This is a genomic window from Gordonia sp. NPDC127522, assembly GCF_042672305.1.
GTDB lineage: Bacteria > Actinomycetota > Actinomycetes > Mycobacteriales > Mycobacteriaceae > Gordonia > Gordonia hongkongensis.
Genome location: NZ_JBHXVK010000010.1, coordinates 76,591 through 93,320, shown reverse-complemented (window position 1 = coordinate 93,320; position 16,730 = coordinate 76,591). Strand labels below are relative to the sequence as shown.

Here is a 16,730-nt window from a genome sequence, read left to right as displayed (position 1 = left end):
AGTCTAGACCTGCCGTGGCTCGACGGGCCGGTCCCCGGGCCCGGTGCCACTCGGAACCAGGCGGTCCCGCGCGTTCTTCCATGGCTTCACCCAGGTCATGTCCTCGGGGGCGAGAACCGCTCCACATGCGCTGCACACCTCACCGCGCGTGGTCTCGTTCCCGCACCGGTTGTGGACCATCGACATGTGCGCGCCGCCGGGCGGCATCGGTGTGTGACGTTCTCCCCAGATCGCGAGTTGCTGGAGGATCGGCAGCAATTCGGCGGCGGCGTCGGTGCCGGCGTAGCCGTGGCGGACACGACGCCCGTCGTGATACCCGACCCGGGTCAGCAACCCGGCCTCGACCATCGCCTGCAGCCGGCGGCTGAGTACGGCATCGCTGATCGCGAGGCTCGCCTTCAGGGCGTCGAACCGTCCGCGCCCGTGCAGTACGTCCCGGATGATGAGCAACACCCACGGGTCCCCGAGGACGTCGAGCGAGCGCCGGATCGGACACATCTCGTCGGACCAGTCGGATCGCAGCGGCATCGGACATCCCTTCTCGAGACCAGCAATCACGGTACCCGTAGTATAACTTTCTTCAAGAAAGTCATCAGACGACGAAGGGGCCCGTGCGATGACACGATCAGCTCGCCGGGTGCATCCGGCGTGGTGGGTGGCCGGTGTGGCGTTCCTGGCCCTCATGGGTGCGGCGGGCTTCCGGGCGGCCCCCGGAGCACTGATGGTGCCGCTCCACCACGAATTCGGGTGGTCGACCAGCGTGATGTCCCTGGCGGTCGGCCTCAACCTGCTGTTGTACGGGCTGACGGCACCCTTCGCCGCGGCGCTCATGGATCGGTTCGGCATCCGGCAGGTCGTGGCGACCGCGTTGGTGCTGGTCGCGGTGGGTGCGGGCGGCAGCACCCTGATGAGCGCCTCGTGGCAGCTGCTCGTGTTCTGGGGCCTCCTGATCGGCCTCGGGACGGGCTCGATGGCCCTCGTGTTCGCCGCGACCATCGCCAATCGGTGGTTCGTCCGGCGCCGTGGACTGGTGATGGGCGTCCTGACCGCGGGGTCCGCGACCGGGCAACTCGTCTTCCTACCGCCCGTGGCGGCACTGGCGGAGAACGTGGGCTGGCGATCGGCCTCTCTGGTCATCGCCGCGGCCGCACTGATCGTCGTTCCGGTCGCCTGGCTGGTGATCCGCGACCGGCCCGGCGACCGTGGCGTGCTGCCGTACGGGGCGGACGCCGACCATGTTCCCGCGCCCGTGCCCAGCGGGGGTGCGACGAGGCGGGCACTCGAGGGACTCGCGTTCGCATCACGGCACAGGTCTTTCTGGGCGCTGGCGCTCGCGTTCGCGATCTGCGGCGCGACCACCAACGGGCTGATCGGGGTGCACTTCATCCCCTCGGCACACGATCACGGGATGCCGGCGACCACCGCGGCCGGACTGCTGGCAGTGGTCGGTGTGTTCGACATCGCGGGCACCGTCGCGTCGGGCTGGCTCACCGACCGATTCGATCCGCGGGTGTTGCTGGTCGCCTACTACGCCTTCCGTGGCGTCGGACTCCTCATGCTCCCGTGGTTGCTGGCCGACAGTGTGCATCCGAGCATGATCCTGTTCATCGTCGTCTACGGGCTGGACTGGGTGGCCACCGTGCCGCCGACCGCGGTCCTGTGCCGTGAGATCTTCGGCGACAGGGGGACGATCGTGTTCGGCTGGGTGTTCGCGGCCCATCAGATCGGCGCTGCCGCAGCAGCCCTCGGAGCCGGCCTGATCCGTGACGTGTTCGGCGCGTACACCTACGCGTGGTGGGGCGGAGCCGCCCTGTGCGTGCTCGCCGCGGTGTTGTCGTTCGTGGTCCGGGGCCGCAGGTCCGGCGCCGTCGGAGTCGCCGGACGAGACTCGGACGGCGACGCGCTCACTGCGCCAGCGCCACGCTGATGTCGCGCGCGGTGGAGCGCCCGAGATCGACGAGGAACGGGATGCGTTCCGGACTCATCAGATCGGTGGTACCCCGGATGCCGAGGGCGAAGCGCACATCGGTGCTGCCGTCGGCGGGGAAGATCGGAAGTCCGATGGTGCGGTGGCCGGCCGCCAGCTCCTCGTCGTTGAAGCCGTAGCCACGTTCCCGGGTGAGGGCCAGTTCCTTCGCGAGCTCGTCGGCGTTTCGGACGGCACGGTCGGTGCCGTCTCCGTAAGGGAGGCGTTCGAGCTCGTCCTGGCCGGTGTGCGAGAACGCCAGCAGCGCCTTGCCGAGTGCGGAGGCGTGCAGCGGCAGCAACACGCCCTGGAGTGCGTGCCCCTCGGCTTCGCGCCAGCGGCTCGTGCCGAGGAGGACGACTTCGTTGCCGTACCGCATCGCGACCGATGCCGACGCGCCCGTGGTCGCGGCAAGGCGTTCCAGATGTGGTTCGGTGAGGTAGATCCGATGCTGGCGATAGGCGATCTGGCCGTACTGTGCCAACGCCCCGCCGAGGCGGTATCGGCTTGCCTCGGCGGTCTTCTCGAGGAACCCGGCGTCGACCAGAGCGGTGAGCAGACGGTGAGTCGTGCTCAGCGCGAGGCCTTGCGCGCGGGCGACATCGGTGACCCCGAGTTCGTCCCCACCGCGGAAGCAGCCGAGGACGGCAAGCGCCCTCGACACGGTTTGCACACCCGATCCCGCCATTTCCTCGCTCCGCCTCCTCGACTCCCGTGAACCGGATTCGTCCGTCCGTTCCCGGTCGTGCGTCCCGAGTAGAAATCGGCCTGATTCAGGAACTGGCCACTTTCCACTATCCGGAAGATACTCCTCGCGACGGGGGCCGTCGATATCAGGATCAGCGCGGTTCGAGACCGTGCGACCGGACGAGGAGACGAGTGGCCGACGAGAGTGAACCGGGTTGGCTACGACGGCTCTGGCAGTGGTTGCGCCCCTACCGGGGCCGGGTGTCCGTGGCGCTCGTGCTCGCCGTCGTGGGGCAGGGATTGCTGGCGTTGGTGCCGCTGGTCCAGCAGATCATCGTCGACGACGTCCTGCTCGACCCGACGCACTCCCTCGCGTTCTGGATCATCGTCCTCTGCTCCATCGGCGTCCTGAGCTTCGTCTCCCACGCGCTGCGCCGGTACATCGGCAGCCGCTGCGCGGTCGACGTTCAGCACGATCTGCGCGTCGCGGTCCATCGGCACCTGCATGCGCTTGACGCACGGCGTCGGGCGGAACTCGCGGCGGGCGATGTCATCTCGCGGGGGACGTCGGATCTGAACCTGATCCAGATGTTCATCTCGCAGGTGCCGTTGTTCGTCGCCAACCTGACACTGCTCGCGGTCGGCCTGGTCGTCATGTTCGTCCTGTCGCCGCCGCTGTTCGTGGTCGTGGCGGCGAGCGTTCCGGTCCTGTTCTGGGTCACGCGCCGGCTCCGCCGCGAACTGTATCCAGCCTCGTTCGGCGACCAGGTGCTGCTGGGCCAGGTTGCCGCGGCGGTCGACGAGGAGATCGCCGGGGTCGAACTGATCCGCGCGTTCGGCCAGGAAGATGTGCGACGCAACCGTTTCCGCGACCGCGCGACCCGCCTGTTCGCCTCGCGGTTGCGCAGTGCGCGGATCTCGGCCCGCTGGAGCGCGGCGATGGTCGCGATCCCGGTGTTCACCCAGCTCGGCGTGCTGGTTGTCGGCGGGTGGCTGGCCATGAACGAACACGTCTCGGTGGGTGTTTTCCTCGCCTTCGCCTCGTACGTGCTGCAGTTCGCGCCTCCGGCAAGGCTGCTCGCGGCCATGGTGACGACGATGCAGCTCGCGCGATCGGGGGCGCGCCGGGTGTTCGCGCTGCTGGACACGGTGCCGGCGATGGACCCCACCGGTCCGGATCTCCCGTCGCCGCGCGGCACGATCGAGGTGACCGGCGTCGACCTCGCGCTCGGCGGCCACCCCGTCCTCCGTGGGGTGACGACTTCGATCGCTCCCGGTAGCCGCGTGGCGATCATCGGTCCGTCCGGCGCGGGCAAGACGACGCTCGGGTCGCTCATCGCCCGCCAGTTCGACCCCGACCGGGGATCGGTGCGGATCGGTGGCACCGACCTGCGTGCCGTGTCGCCGCGCTCGGTGAGGTCGGCGGTGATGATGGTGTTCGACGAGAGCCTGCTGTTCTCGGGCACCCTCCGCGAGAACATCGCAATGGGGTCCCCGGCCGACGACGCGGGAATCGTCGCCGCCGCCCGCGCCGCCGCGGCCGATGAGTTCATCGACAGGCTGCCCGCGGGTTACGACACCGTGGTCGGACCGGGCGGCGTCTCGCTGTCGGGCGGACAACGTCAGCGGATTGCGCTCGCCCGCGCCTTCTTCGCCGACCCGGCGGTCCTGATCCTCGACGACACGACATCGGCGCTCGACCCGACCACCGAGCGGACGGTGTTGGCGAGGCTGGCCGGGCTGATGGTCGGCCGGACCACGATCCTGATCGCCCGCCGGCCGGCGACGACCGAACTCGCCGACCAGGTCATCGTCCTCGAGGCGGGCTGCATCACGCACGACGGTCCGCCGTCGGAGGTGCTCGCCGACCCGCGCGTCGCGGCTCTCCTGGCCGGTGGCGTGCGGAAGGCGCACGAGACCGAGCGTTCGACGGTGCCGGACAGCTCGATGCCGACTCCCGAGAGCTGGCCGGAAGTCGACGAGGCGGGCTCCGATCCGCTGGTCCGGGCCCGCCTGGGGCTCGACGCCGACGAGAGCGGAAAACAGGTCCAGCAGGTGGACTCGCACCTACGCGAGGCACTGCTGGCGCTCCCTCCGCTGACCGACGTCCCCGCGCCGGGAGACGACCGTCCGCCTCCGAAGTCGACCCGTACCAGGGTTTTCGGTCTGACCGGGTCCCTGCGGCCGTTCTGGTGGCCCGTCGCGCTGTGCGTGGTCCTGGTCGTCGTCGACGCGGCGACGACGCTGGCCATCCCTGCCCTTTTCCGGCATGGCATCGACAACGGTGTCGGGGCGGATGCGGCGACCGTGTTCTGGGGAACGTGCGCGATCGTCCTGGTGATCGCGCTGGTGTCCTGGCTCAACTCGTGGGTGCTGGCGTTGCGGGCGGCGCGGGTCTTCGAGCGCGTGCTCTTCGCGTTGCGGCTCCGGCTGTTCGGGCACCTCCAGCACCTGCGCATCGACTACTTCGACACACGGCAGTCGGGCCGCATCGTCACCCGGCTCACCAGCGACGTGGACGCGGTCGGGCAACTGATGACGCAGGGCATGGTCAATGCGATCGTCAACGTGTGCACCTGTGCCGGGATCCTGGTGGTCCTGGCCTTGCTCGACATCCGGCTGGCGGCCGCGATGCTCGCCACCATCCCGTTGCTCGCGGTGGAATCGTGGATCTTCGTCCGGGGTTCGAATCGGGCCTACTTGCAGGCGCGTTCGCGTATCGCGACCGTCACCGCGCTCCTCTCCGAACATCTGGGGCGGGTGCGGATCACCCAGGCGCACAACGCCGAGGAGTGGACGACGGGTGCTTTCGACGGGCACTCGCGACGCTACCGAGATGCGCGCCGTCGTTCGATGTTGTACATCTCGGTGTTCTTTCCCTTCCTGAATCTGCTTGCGGTGGCGGCCAAGGCGCTCATCCTGATCGTCGGCGCACAGCTCATGGATGCGGGCTCCCTCACCACCGGTGTGCTGGTCGCCGCGCTCCTCTACGTCGATCTGTTCTTCACCCCGCTCCAGCAGTTGTCGATCGTGCTCGACCTCTGGATTCAGGCTCGGGTCGGCACCCAGCGGATGCGCGGCTTCCTCGACACCCCGATCGACGAGGGTTCGCGGCCAAGAGGCAGCGAGATCGTTGAACCAATCGATGCCACAGTCGAATTCGACGAGGTGGTCTTCGGTTATCCGGCGGCGACGCGGACGCGTGGTCGGCCCGCGCTCGACGGGCTCGACCTGGTCATCCCCGACGGTGAGACCGCGGCCGTCGTCGGCACGACCGGGGCGGGCAAGAGCACCGTGATGAAGCTGCTGCTGCGGTTTTACTCGCCCGACCGCGGCGTCGTGCGGGTCGGCGGCGTCGACCTGCGCCACGTGAGTCCGGGGGGCCGCGGTCCCCGAATCGCCTACGTGCCACAGGATCCCTATCTGTTCGCCGGCACGGTGGCGTCGAACATCGCGTTCGGCCGGCCCGACGCCGGGCAGGCCGAGATCGAACGGGCGGCGAGGTCGGTCGGCGCTCACGGCAGCATAGCGTCGCTGCCGCTGGGCTATCAGACGCCGGTGGGGCCGGGCCGGGCGACGCTGTCCGCGGGCCAGCAGCAATTGATCTGCCTGGCCCGCGCCGAGCTCGTCGAACCGGATCTGCTGATCCTCGACGAGGCGACCTCGGACATCGACCCGGGTACCGAAGCGGAGGTCTTGGCCGCGTTGCAGGCCGTAGCGCGCAGGCGCACAACGGTTCTCGTGGCGCATCGCCTCACCACCGCGGCTTGGGCGGACCGGGTCGTCGTGATGGCCGACGGTCGGGCCGTCCAGTCCGGACGGCACGCGGATCTGGTGTCGGCGCCCGGGCCCTACCGCGACTTGTGGCAGAGCTACGCGCCGACCGACCCAGCTCTGAGCGGAGTTGTCAAGCTTTCCAACTGATGGAAACGCAGAGGTGTGCGGACTGTCTCCGTCCACCTAACGTCTGCGGTATCCGAATCCTCGTGTTCGTCCGAACACGGCCTCCACCTGTCGAACAGGAGCCCGTCATGCCCGCAACCCCACGATTCCGCCTCGCCGCCGCCGCGGTTGCGGCGGCAGCGCTGTTCACCGTCGCCACCGGGTGCGCGTCGGGTGACTCGGACGGTAGCAGTGCCGGCGGCGAACAGTATGTGCTCAAGGTGACCGACCCAGGCAACGCCGGACCGCTGGCGGTCGGCAAGCGCGACGGGACCTTCGACGAGGCGCTGGCCCCGCTGGGCGCGAAGATCGAATGGGTCAATTCGACACCCGGGTTCTCCTCGAACCTCAAGCTGTTCAACACCGGCCAGCTCGATGTGTCCGGTGGTGCCTACAGCCCGGTCGTCGGCGCACTGTCGAAGAACGTCGGCGTCAAGATCATCGCGGTGGCCGACCCGGCCGGCAAGGACCAGAACGGCATCCTCGTCACCAAGGACTCCGGCATCACCGATGTCGCCGGCCTCGTCGGCAAGCGGGTGGCGGTCAACCCGGCGGGCAAGGGCGAGTACATCACGCTGAAGGCGTTGCAGCAGGCGGGGATTCCGTTCGACAAGGTCGAGCGGGTGCCCCTCCAGCAGGCGGAGGCCGGTTCGGCGTTCTCCACCGGTCAGGTCGATGGCTGGGCATCGTTCAACCAGCCGTACCAGGAGGCGAAGGCCGCCGGGGGTGTCGAGATCGCCACCGAGGAGAGCATCGGCTCGGTCGACAACACCATCGTCGCCTGCCGGACCGAGGTGCTCGAGGAGCGGCCCGACGTCGCCGACGCCTACCTGAAGGCGTTGCAGCAGTTGACCGACACGCAGCGCGAGAATCCGGCCGACTACGAGAACGTCTTCGAGAAGGCGGGTCCCCGCGCGCTCAGCGGAGACCGGCTCACCCGCGCCCTCGCACTCGGCGCCGACGCGTCGACCCCGCGTTACCCCACGGCGGAAGACGGTGAGGACCTCGAGTCGGTGTCGGCGCTGTTCGTCGAAGCCGGCGTGATCCAGAAGCCGGTCACGGCCGAGGACATCTTCTTCGATCTGCCCGCACAGTTGCAGAAGTACGAGAGCGGACAGAAATGACCTCGACCACGATCGCCCAGACCGCATCCGGAGGGACTGCGTCGCAACCGGTCTCACCGACCGGTCTGGAGACCCCACGTACGCGCAGGCAGCGCGCCCGGCCGGTGTGGCTCTCGCTGCCGCTGCGGTTCCTGGTTCCGGGCGTCATCGTGGCGGTCTGGTGGATCGGCACCGCCACCGGCGCGATCTCGCCGGCGGTCCTCGCCTCGCCCGGGGCCGTGTTCGACGCGTTCGTCGAGCTCTACCGCACCGGGCAACTCGTCGACTTCGCGCTGGCGTCGCTGGAGCGTGCCGCACTCGGTGTCGGTCTCGGCGTCGGCGTCGGGCTGATCCTCGGCGTGCTCGCGGGTCTGTACACGCTCGGCGAGGAACTCATCGACTCGACGATGCAGATCAACCGGGCCATCCCGTTCCTCGCGCTGGTGCCCCTGTTCATCGCCTGGTTCGGCATCGACAACACCTTCAAGGTGCTGCTGATCGCCATCGCGACCGTGTCGCCCATGTACGCCTACAGCTACCTCGGGGTCCGCAACGTCGATCGCAAGATGATCGAGGCGGCACAGGGTTTCGGGCTCAGCGGGGGACGCCTCATCCTCGGCGTGATCATCCCGGCGGCGCTGCCCGGAATCCTGATGGCACTGCGCATCTGTCTGTCCATCTCGATCACCGGGCTGATCGCCGCCGAGCAGGTCGGCACCCGTGAGGGCATCGGCTACCTGGTGAGTCTGGCGCAGGAGTACAACCGCACCGACTACATGATCCTGTGTGTCGTGCTGTACGCCGTCCTGGGCCTGATCTTCGACCTCGTCGTCCGCATCCTGGAGAAGTACTCGATGCCGTGGCGGGCGGGGGTGACCGTCCGATGAGCCCCGAAGCCCCGTTGCCCCCACTCCTCGAGCGGCAGCCGACGCAGGTCACCGCACGCGAACGCCGTGCGGGCCGGCCGGTCGCGGTCTCGCTGACCGGGGTGACCAAGACCTTCGGTCCGAAGACGGTCCTGCAGTCGGTCGACCTGACCATCCGGCGAGGCGAGTTCGTGGTGCTGCTCGGCCCATCGGGTACCGGGAAGACGACGCTGCTGCGCCTGCTGACCGGCCTCGAAGAGCCCGACTCCGGTGAGATCCTCGTCCCCGCTGCACGCACGACCGTGTATCAGGAGCCGCGACTGGTGCCCTCCAAGCGGACGCTGGCCAACGTGACGATCGGCCAGCGAGGCGGCAAGACCACAAAGGACCGCGGACGGGCGGCATTGGCGGAGGTCAACCTCGCGGACAAGGCAGACGCCTGGCCGGCCACCCTGTCCGGCGGTGAGGCGCAACGGGTCGCACTGGCCCGAGCCCTCGTCCGCGAACCGGAACTGCTGTTGCTCGACGAGCCGTTCGCCGCGCTGGACGCCCTGACGCGACTCCAGATGCAGGATCTGGTCGGCGATCTCGTGGCGCGGCACCAACCCGCGGTGCTGCTCGTGACCCACGACGTCGACGAGGCGGTCCGGCTGGCCGACCGCGTGATCATCCTGTCGGACGGCACCTTCGGCATCGACGAGGACATCGACCTGCCCCGCCCGCGTGACCGCTCCGACCCCGAATCGCTCCGCTACCGAGCCGAGTTCCTCCGTGAACTCGGCGTCGGCCGCATACATCCCGACACCGAGAGTTGAGGACGAATCCCCGATGACCATCGATACCGCGACCACCATCCACACCGCGACCACGGCGTCTGCCGATGCCGACACCGTCTGGTACACCCGGTGCCCGGTCCCGACCGCGAGCGGTCTGGCCAACAGCCTGGGCTGGCTCGGTGAGCCGGCATCAGCAGCGGGACTGGGCTTCTCGATCCTCCAGGACGCCGGCCCCGAACTCGCTCCGCGCCACTTCGACCATCAGTTGTCGGGATTGATCCGCGAAGGCGGCAACGTGCCGGCGATCGTCGCCCGCGCGTCGGGTTCACCGACCCGCTTGATCGGACTCACCTGGATCGACGAATCGCAGGCCGTTCTGGTCGGACCCGACTCCGACATCGACGACGCTGCCGGGCTCCGCGGCAAGCGGATCGGGATTCCGGCGTGGGCGGTCGACCAGGCCCGCAGCTTTCCCCGCGCGATGTCGTTGCACGGCTTCGCCTCGGCGCTGGCTCTCGGCGGACTCTCGTTCGGCGACGTGAACGTGGTCGAGACGGCCGCCAACTGGGAACCGCGCGTCCGCACCGCGGAGGCGGACCGGTTGCGATCGGTGCCGTCCGGTTTCCCCGAACTGCTCGACGGCGACGTCGACGCCATCTATGTGAAGGGCGCCAGGGCCGCCGAGGCCGCCGCCGAACACGGTCTGCGTGTCCTCGTCGATCTCGATGCGACCGAGTCGAAGCGGTCGCGGGTGAACAACGGCACGCCGCGACCGATCACCGTGCACGAGTCCCTGCTGCAGGAGCATCCCGAGGTCGTGGTCGGGTTCCTCGCCGCGAGTCTGCGTGCGGCGGACTGGGCGGCGGGCAATCTGGGTACGGTCCGCGAAGTGCTCGCGCGGGAGACGTTCTCGGGACCGGAAGGTGTTGTGGCGGCGTACGGGGACGGCTTCCACACGTCCTTGCACCCGTCGCTGTCCGACGAACGGCTGGATCTACTGGGAGTTCAGAAGCGGTTCCTCTACACCTACGGGTTCCTGCCCGCCGACTTCGATCTCGAGAGCTGGGTCGATCCCGAGCCCCTGCGCCGTGCGCGCGCCGAGATCGGTGCGGCCAAACCCATTGCCGACATCACCGGGGAAGCGTGATGGTTGCTTTCGAATGGGAGGTGCCGACCCGGGGCGACAGCCGGCACGTCGGTCCGGCCGCGCGTCACCGCGGCGGCTGGGCTCCGACCCCCGGGTCGGCGGTGGCCACCGACCTCCGCGCGGGTGGCCGGTGGGATCCGTTCGATCCGACCGAGCAGGTCATCACCGCGATCGACACCGCCGGCTACGACACGGTGATAGCGCCGTACGACCCGGCGGGTGAGGAATCGTGGATCCTCGCCGGCATTGCGTTGCGGCGCACGCGACATGCGCGCGTCGCCGTCGAGTTCCACCCCGGTTTCGGCACGCCGGTCTACGCGGCGAAGGTGTCCGCGACCCTGCAACGGAACTCCGCGGACCGGCTGCAGTGGCAGTTGCGCGTGGAGACCGACGCCGCGGACAACCGAGCCCGCGGAGACCGGCTGACCGATGCCGAGCGCTACCGCCGGGCCGACGAGTTCCTGACAGTGGCCAAAGGCGTGTGGGATGGAGCCGGAAACCGCCAGGGCGGGTTCGACGGTGGCGAGTTCAACCACGTGGGCGAGTTCTACGAGGTCACCGACGGTGGGCTCGATCGGTCGGTGCACGGTCATCGTTTCCCGACCGTCCGCCTGACCGGGGAGAGCGACGAGGCGCTCGCGCTGTCGGCCCGGCACGGCGACATCCACCTGTTCGAGTTGTCCTCGACCGGTGCGGCGCCGGCTATCGCACCGCTCGTCGACCGTGCGGCGGCACTCGGGCGGACGGTGGCGGCCGGCCTGTACCTACCGGTGATCGCCCGGTCGACGAAAGACGAAGCGGTGCAACGCCTGCGCCGTCAGTGGCGGGATGCCTACGGTGCCGACGCCGACACCCGGACGGACGATCTGTGGGTCGACGACCTCACCTTCACCGGGTTCGACCGGATCGGCCACCGACACCCCATCGGTCTGGTCGGCTCCTATGACGATGTCGCGCAGCGGATCATCGATCTGGCCGAGCAGGGTTTCGCGCGGTTCGTCCTGTCGGGCATACCGAACATCGAGGAACTCAACCGCAACACCGAGCACCTGCTCTTCCGGGCCGACGAACGCAACCGCGTCCTCGCCTGACCGACGATCCCTGACAGACGAGCGGAGACCCATGACCATCGACTTCTACTGGCGGATAGGAATGGGTGGCGACCACGCCACCCTGCGCACGCCCCGACGGCTCAACCGGGGAGACTGGCGCGGCGTCCAGCCGGGCAACCTGACCCCGGCGATCCGTGCGGGAGAACGTGACTCGTACACCTACATCGACCACATGGCGGCCGTGGCCAAGGCGTCGGAGAGCGCCGGCTTCGTCGGCGGTCTGCTCCCGTCGTTCCCCGGGACCGACGATCCGTGGGCGGCCGCTGCGGCGCTCGCCCGGGAGACCAGCACCTACCGGTTCATGGTGGCCTTCCAGCCGGGATTCCTGCATCCGCTGCAGGCCGCCCGGATGTCGGCCAGCCTGCAACGGGCGACCGGCGGGCGGCTCGTCTACAACATCATCAGCGGGGGTGGTGGCCCGGCCCAGCTGTGGTGGGGAGACAAGGTCGCCCACGACGACCGCTACCGTCGGACCAGTGAGTTCCTGGACGTCCTGAAAGGGGTCTGGGGGAGTGAACGGTTCGACTACGACGGTGACTTCTTCACCACCGAGGGCGCCTCTCTCCCAGCGCAACTCGCCGAGACGCCCTTCCCGGAGATCTACTTCTCCGGGTCGTCCGGCGCGGCGGTCAACGCCGCGGGCAGTCACGCCGACTACTACCTGTCCTGGCTCGAACCCTTCGCCGACCTGCGGGCCAAATTCGACGGGGTGCGCGAGCACGCCGCGCGGCTGGGACGGCGTCCGCGCTTCGCAGTCCGCATCGACATCCTCGCCCGGCACACCGCCGAGGCGGCGTGGGCCGAGATCGCCGAGGGCTGGCAGCACGTCGACCGCGCCGCGGCGAACCGCCAGGCGCAGGGTGACTCCGTCGGGGCCGGCCGGATCAAGGGCTGGGTACCCGAGAACATCACCGATTACACCGATCTCGAGGTGCAGCCCAATGTGTGGTGCGGCTTCAGCCTCATGCGCGGTGGTCCGGCCTTCGGACTGGTCGGCAGCTACGAGCAGGTCGCCGAACGACTCGACGAACTGATCGATCTCGGCGTCGACGCCTTCATCCTCGCGGGCAACCCTCATCTCGAGGAGGCCTACCGCGTGGGCGAGGAGGTCCTCCCGCTCCTGGGACGATCCCGGCTCGGCCGTGCCGAGACCACCACCGGTTCCGCCCTGGGTGTGGCCTGAGGGCCCACGCCCGCCATCACACCCATCGTCAAAGACAGACAACCCATTTCATCGCAAGGAGAGACATGACCACCGTAGAAACCGGACTCGACCGCGAGGTCGTCGACTTCGTCGCCGAGGTGACCGAGCACGCGCAGAAGGCATTCGACGTCTTCCGGACCACCGGAACGGTGTCGGCGAACGGGACCGCCAACTTCGTCGAGCGGGTACCCGGTCGTGAGATCGCCGTCGCGCTGAACGACCCCGGCCCCTGGGCCGACGACCTGACCGTCCACCCCGTGGTCGCGACCTTCGACGGCGAGATCCGGTCCGGTTCGGGCGCAGCGGGTTTCGTCACCTCATACGCCCCGGTGTTCCGGGCCCATGAGGACATCACGACCGTCGTGCACATCCACACGCCGTGGCTCGGGGCCTGGGCACAGACCCACCGGACCCTCCCGATCCGGTACGCCGCCTCGCAGCGACTCACGCTGTCCCGCGAGATCCCGCCGCACATCAACCGCCACCAGCCGGCGTCGGAGTTCATCCTCGAACGCCTCCAGGAGGATCCGCATCTCGCCGCCATCTTCGAGGCCAACGGCGGGTCCAACGTGATCGGACGCCGGGGTCTGCTCGACACCGCGAAGTTCATCGTCCTGCTGGAGGAGGGAGCCCAGTTCCAGGCCATCGCCGAAGGACTCGGCGGCTCGGCCGAATTCCACCCCACCAATCTCGCGGTGCAGTGGAAGCGCAGCGGTCTTCTCCCCGAGGCACGCGAACGCGGCCTCATCCCCGAACTCTGACCACCCACCTCACACACCAGGAGATCGCATGACCATTCGAGTCGGCTACTTCCCGCACAACAACTCCCTGTTCGTGCTCCGGCACCGGGGCATCCTCGAACAACGCATCGACGTCGAATGGGTCGACCTGCGGAGCCTGCCCGCGTCGCCGGAGCCGGACCCGACCACGGGCCTGCCCACCCTGCACTCGGACTGGCTGTTCACCGAGGGCGGGTACGACTTCATCGGCACGGGTTTCACGCCGCCGATCACCGGCCTGGCGCAGGGCCGTGACCTCGTGTACGTCGGGGTGTCCGGGCCGCGCACCGAGAACGGGCGGCTCGTCGTGAAGGCCGACTCCGACATCGACTCGGTGGCCGCGCTGAAGGGCAAGCGCGTGGGCATCGCCCACGGCTCCTGGCAGACGACGTTGCTGCTGTTCGCGCTCGACTCGGTCGGACTGACGTGGCGCGACATCGTGCCGGTCAACACCTCGGTCACCGATGGTGCAGACCTCTTCCGCGACGGCTCGATCGACGCCTGGGTCGGCGCCTACCCCGGCCTGGCCGCCGTCGAACGCGACCTCGAACTCCGGACCCTGATCGACACCGAGGGCCTGTTCAGCCACCCGTCGCTGTGGTTCACGCGACGCGACTTCGCCGAACAGCACCCTGCGGAACTGGCCGCGATCGTCGACGCGCTGCGCGAGTCGGATCAGTGGATCGTCGACCATCCCCGCGAGGCCGCCGAGTACTTCGTCCGTGACGTCGTCGATCGCGGCGGGGACGCCAGCCTCGACGCCTGGGAAGCCGCCATCCGCAACCGGCCCTTCGGGATCGGGCCGGTCACAGACGACTTCCTCGACGAGCAGCAGCGCGCCGCGGACCTCCTGCACGCCAACGGTCTGCTGCCGCGGCCGGTCCGCGTGCGGGACGCAGTCCTCCCGTCCGTCGAGGCGGTGGTCACCGCCCCGTGACGGGCGTCAGTGCTGCGCGGCCGTGACATCCGTGCCGCGCGGCACGAGCGCGAAGACGGCCACGGCGACGGCGACGAGCGTGACCCCGCCGCCCAGGCTCGTCTGCTGCATGGCGTCGGTGAATGCGGCCGCCGCCCGCTCCGCGAGTCCGGGCGCCCCGGCGGCTTCGGCGAGACCCATGGCGGCGCCGAGGGATTCGCCGGCCGCGTCGGTCACCTCGGCGGGTACGCCGGGGACGGGCTCGGCCGTCAGCGTGGTCCGGTAGAGGATCGACGCAACGCTGCCGAGGATCGCGACACCGAGCACATTGCCCAGGTCGTAGGCGGTCTCTTCCAGCGCGGCGGCGTTGCCCGCCTTGGCATCCGGGGTGCCGGCCATGATCATCGCCGACGCGATGGCCAGTGATCCGATGCCGAATCCGACGAGCACTTGAGCGGTGGCGACGGTGCTGTAGGAGAGCCCGTCGGAGCCGAGGAACATCAGCGCCATCCCTACGCCGGCGATGCCGATGCCGCCGGCCACGACGGCTCGGGCGCCGATCATCCGGGAGAGCGGGGCGGCGATCATCGAGGACACGAACGCCGCTCCCGCCACCGGCAACAGCCGCACACCGGCCGCGATCGGGGAGTGGCCCTCGACCAACTGGAGCCACTGGGCCAGCAGCAACAGTGCCGCCGCGAGTCCGAACATCGAGCCGAGCGCGGCGAGAACGCCCGCACTGAACGGTCGGCTGCGGAACAACGAGACGTCGAGCAGCGGCTCGGTACGTCGCATGCAGCGGCGGACGAACAGGGCCAGGATGAGGACCGCGCCGAGCAGGGCCACCCAGGCGGCCGGTGCGAGGAGGCTCTCCTCCTTGGCGAACCGCTTGATGGCCCAGACCAGGGCGACCATGCCGGCGATCGACATCAGCGCACCGACGGCGTCCCACCGGCCCGGCTGCGGGTGCTTCGACTCCGGCAGGATCAGCACTGCGGCCACGATGGCGACCGCCATCAGCGGGACGTTGACGAGGAACGCGGCGCGCCACGAGAAGTACTCGAGCAGAACTCCGCCGACGATCGGGCCGACGGCCGCACCGAGGCCCGACACCGCGGCCCAGAGCCCGAGGGCGGTCGCACGCTCGGCGGGGTCGGTGAAGATGCTGCGCAGCAGGGACAACGTGGTCGGCATGATCATCGCGCCGCCGACGCCCAGCAGCACCCGCACCCCGATCACTGCCTCGGGTGACTCGGCCAGCAGGACCAGTGCCGAGGCCCCGCCGAACACCGCGAAACCGGTGACCAGCATCCGTTTCCGGCCCCACCGGTCGGCCAGTGAACTCATGGAGAGCAACAGGCCTGCCAGGACGAGCGAGTAGGCGTCGATGATCCACAGCTGCTGATCGGCGGTCGGGCGCAGGTCGCCGGCCAGGTCGGGAAGCGCGACGTTGAGGATCGTGAGGTCGACGGTGATGACCAGCAGGCTGGCCGACAACACGGCTGCCGACGCCCATCGGCGCCGGAAGGACAGACCTTGCGCGCCGGCGGTCTCGGTTGCGGATCGCTGGGTCATCGTCGGCTCCGGTTGTGCTCGGGGGAGGACAGCCCGGTCAGGGCCGTCAGGGTGGCGGTCAGGTCGTCGAGGGACAGCGGCGTCCCGTAGAGGAGTGCGTGCATGGCCACGCCGTCGGTGTACGCGGCGATCGCGCGAGCGGCCGTCTGCCCGACGTGCGGGATGAGGATCTCGACCAGCCCGTCGGGCCAGCGAACCGCGAGCGGGCGGAGCGCAGGATCGAGGACGGCGGCCGACACGAGCGCGAGGTCGGCGCGGATCAACCGCTCGTCGGACAGATAGTCGTGGAGCGTCTCGGCGAAGACCGCCGCGGCCGGGCCGTGTTCGGCGAGGGTCTCGGCCACCTCGGCCAGGCCGGAGTCGATGTCGTCGGCCAGGCGGGCGAGCGCTGCCTCGCGCAGATCGTCGAGCGTGGCGAAGTACTGCGTCGTCGAACCGAGCGGCACACCGGCACGTTTCGCGACGAGCCGGTGGGTGAGCCCCTCGGAGCCCACCTCGGTGATGAGCGTGGCGGCGGCCTCGACAATGGTGCGTCGCCGTTCCTCGGGATCTCGTCGGCGGCGGGGCGCTGCCTCGGTCATCACTACCCTTCCAAGTTAATGTACGGATGTACATGTACAAACGTACACTAGCGCTTCGCGGGTTTGCGTGTCGAGT

Annotated in this window: 14 protein-coding genes; 10 read left to right on the top strand and 4 right to left on the bottom strand. The window is 69.3% G+C overall.

Going from position 1 to position 16,730, the window contains the following annotated elements; translation table 11 throughout:
• Positions 1-3 precede the first annotated feature (3 nt).
• Complete coding sequence (locus tag ACFVHY_RS16445; RefSeq protein ID WP_390273733.1) at positions 4-528, bottom strand: winged helix-turn-helix transcriptional regulator; 525 nt, start codon at positions 526-528, stop codon at positions 4-6.
• An 88-nt stretch (positions 529-616) separates the two neighbouring features.
• Here ACFVHY_RS16445 and ACFVHY_RS16440 point away from each other — a divergent pair, with 88 nt between their 5' ends.
• Positions 617-1,927 carry an MFS transporter gene (locus ACFVHY_RS16440; RefSeq protein ID WP_390273730.1) on the top strand — a complete coding sequence of 437 codons (1,311 nt, stop codon included), beginning with the start codon at positions 617-619 and terminating at the stop codon, positions 1,925-1,927.
• Here the strand turns inward: ACFVHY_RS16440 and ACFVHY_RS16435 are convergent.
• The gene (locus ACFVHY_RS16435; RefSeq protein ID WP_390273728.1) at positions 1,905-2,654 is read right to left on the bottom strand and encodes an IclR family transcriptional regulator; all 750 of its coding nucleotides are present in this window, start codon (positions 2,652-2,654) and stop codon (positions 1,905-1,907) included. The two genes, ACFVHY_RS16440 and ACFVHY_RS16435, sit on opposite strands and share 23 nt — an antisense overlap.
• Positions 2,655-2,845: 191 nt before the next feature.
• On the opposite strand from ACFVHY_RS16435, the gene ACFVHY_RS16430 reads away from it, so the two are divergent.
• The 9 genes from ACFVHY_RS16430 (at position 2,846) to ACFVHY_RS16390 (ending at position 14,519) form a co-directional block, all read left to right on the top strand.
• Positions 2,846-6,577, top strand: a complete 3,732-nt coding sequence (locus ACFVHY_RS16430) for an ABC transporter ATP-binding protein (protein WP_390273726.1) — start codon at positions 2,846-2,848, stop codon at positions 6,575-6,577.
• Between the two features lie 107 nt (positions 6,578-6,684).
• Complete coding sequence (locus tag ACFVHY_RS16425; protein WP_390273724.1) at positions 6,685-7,719, top strand: NrtA/SsuA/CpmA family ABC transporter substrate-binding protein; 1,035 nt, start codon at positions 6,685-6,687, stop codon at positions 7,717-7,719.
• Entirely contained in the window at positions 7,716-8,585 is an 870-nt protein-coding gene (locus tag ACFVHY_RS16420; RefSeq protein WP_390273722.1) for an ABC transporter permease, read from the top strand. The genes ACFVHY_RS16425 and ACFVHY_RS16420 overlap by 4 nt, the downstream gene beginning before the upstream one ends.
• Positions 8,582-9,379 (top strand): ABC transporter ATP-binding protein, encoded by a 798-nt coding sequence (locus ACFVHY_RS16415; protein WP_390273719.1) that lies wholly within the window; start codon positions 8,582-8,584, stop codon positions 9,377-9,379. Before ACFVHY_RS16420 ends, ACFVHY_RS16415 begins: the two co-directional genes overlap by 4 nt.
• Positions 9,380-9,392: 13 nt before the next feature.
• Positions 9,393-10,487 (top strand): ABC transporter substrate-binding protein, encoded by a 1,095-nt coding sequence (locus ACFVHY_RS16410; RefSeq protein WP_390273717.1) that lies wholly within the window; start codon positions 9,393-9,395, stop codon positions 10,485-10,487.
• Positions 10,487-11,578, top strand: a complete 1,092-nt coding sequence (locus ACFVHY_RS16405) for an alkanesulfonate monooxygenase (RefSeq protein WP_390273714.1) — start codon at positions 10,487-10,489, stop codon at positions 11,576-11,578. The genes ACFVHY_RS16410 and ACFVHY_RS16405 overlap by 1 nt, the downstream gene beginning before the upstream one ends.
• 31 nt (positions 11,579-11,609) lie before the next feature.
• Positions 11,610-12,782, top strand: a complete 1,173-nt coding sequence (locus ACFVHY_RS16400; RefSeq protein WP_390273712.1) for an LLM class flavin-dependent oxidoreductase — start codon at positions 11,610-11,612, stop codon at positions 12,780-12,782.
• 65 nt (positions 12,783-12,847) lie between these two features.
• Entirely contained in the window at positions 12,848-13,564 is a 717-nt protein-coding gene (locus tag ACFVHY_RS16395; RefSeq protein ID WP_390273710.1) for a class II aldolase/adducin family protein, read from the top strand.
• Positions 13,565-13,592: 28 nt separating this feature from the next.
• Entirely contained in the window at positions 13,593-14,519 is a 927-nt protein-coding gene (locus ACFVHY_RS16390; protein WP_390273708.1) for an ABC transporter substrate-binding protein, read from the top strand.
• Positions 14,520-14,525: 6 nt separating this feature from the next.
• Here the strand turns inward: ACFVHY_RS16390 and ACFVHY_RS16385 are convergent, their stop codons facing one another.
• Together ACFVHY_RS16385 and ACFVHY_RS16380 are read right to left on the bottom strand one after the other, a co-directional pair.
• On the bottom strand, positions 14,526-16,073 hold the full coding sequence (locus ACFVHY_RS16385; protein WP_390273705.1) for an MFS transporter: 1,548 nt from the start codon (positions 16,071-16,073) through the stop codon (positions 14,526-14,528).
• Positions 16,070-16,654, bottom strand: a complete 585-nt coding sequence (locus tag ACFVHY_RS16380; protein ID WP_390273702.1) for a TetR/AcrR family transcriptional regulator — start codon at positions 16,652-16,654, stop codon at positions 16,070-16,072. Before ACFVHY_RS16380 ends, ACFVHY_RS16385 begins: the two co-directional genes overlap by 4 nt.
• Positions 16,655-16,730 lie beyond the last annotated feature (76 nt).

Excerpts from the sequence above, each read along its gene's own strand:
- ACFVHY_RS16445 (WP_390273733.1), bottom strand. The coding sequence starts at position 528 with ATGCCGCTGCGATCCGACTGGTCCGACGAGATGTGTCCGATCCGGCGC.
- ACFVHY_RS16440 (WP_390273730.1), top strand. The coding sequence starts at position 617 with ATGACACGATCAGCTCGCCGGGTGCATCCGGCGTGGTGGGTGGCCGGT.
- ACFVHY_RS16435 (WP_390273728.1), bottom strand. The coding sequence starts at position 2,654 with ATGGCGGGATCGGGTGTGCAAACCGTGTCGAGGGCGCTTGCCGTCCTC.
- ACFVHY_RS16425 (WP_390273724.1), top strand. The coding sequence starts at position 6,685 with ATGCCCGCAACCCCACGATTCCGCCTCGCCGCCGCCGCGGTTGCGGCG.
- ACFVHY_RS16420 (WP_390273722.1), top strand. The coding sequence starts at position 7,716 with ATGACCTCGACCACGATCGCCCAGACCGCATCCGGAGGGACTGCGTCG.
- ACFVHY_RS16415 (WP_390273719.1), top strand. The coding sequence starts at position 8,582 with ATGAGCCCCGAAGCCCCGTTGCCCCCACTCCTCGAGCGGCAGCCGACG.
- ACFVHY_RS16410 (WP_390273717.1), top strand. The coding sequence starts at position 9,393 with ATGACCATCGATACCGCGACCACCATCCACACCGCGACCACGGCGTCT.
- ACFVHY_RS16405 (WP_390273714.1), top strand. The coding sequence starts at position 10,487 with ATGGTTGCTTTCGAATGGGAGGTGCCGACCCGGGGCGACAGCCGGCAC.
- ACFVHY_RS16400 (WP_390273712.1), top strand. The coding sequence starts at position 11,610 with ATGACCATCGACTTCTACTGGCGGATAGGAATGGGTGGCGACCACGCC.
- ACFVHY_RS16395 (WP_390273710.1), top strand. The coding sequence starts at position 12,848 with ATGACCACCGTAGAAACCGGACTCGACCGCGAGGTCGTCGACTTCGTC.
- ACFVHY_RS16390 (WP_390273708.1), top strand. The coding sequence starts at position 13,593 with ATGACCATTCGAGTCGGCTACTTCCCGCACAACAACTCCCTGTTCGTG.
- ACFVHY_RS16385 (WP_390273705.1), bottom strand. The coding sequence starts at position 16,073 with ATGACCCAGCGATCCGCAACCGAGACCGCCGGCGCGCAAGGTCTGTCC.
- ACFVHY_RS16380 (WP_390273702.1), bottom strand. The coding sequence starts at position 16,654 with ATGACCGAGGCAGCGCCCCGCCGCCGACGAGATCCCGAGGAACGGCGA.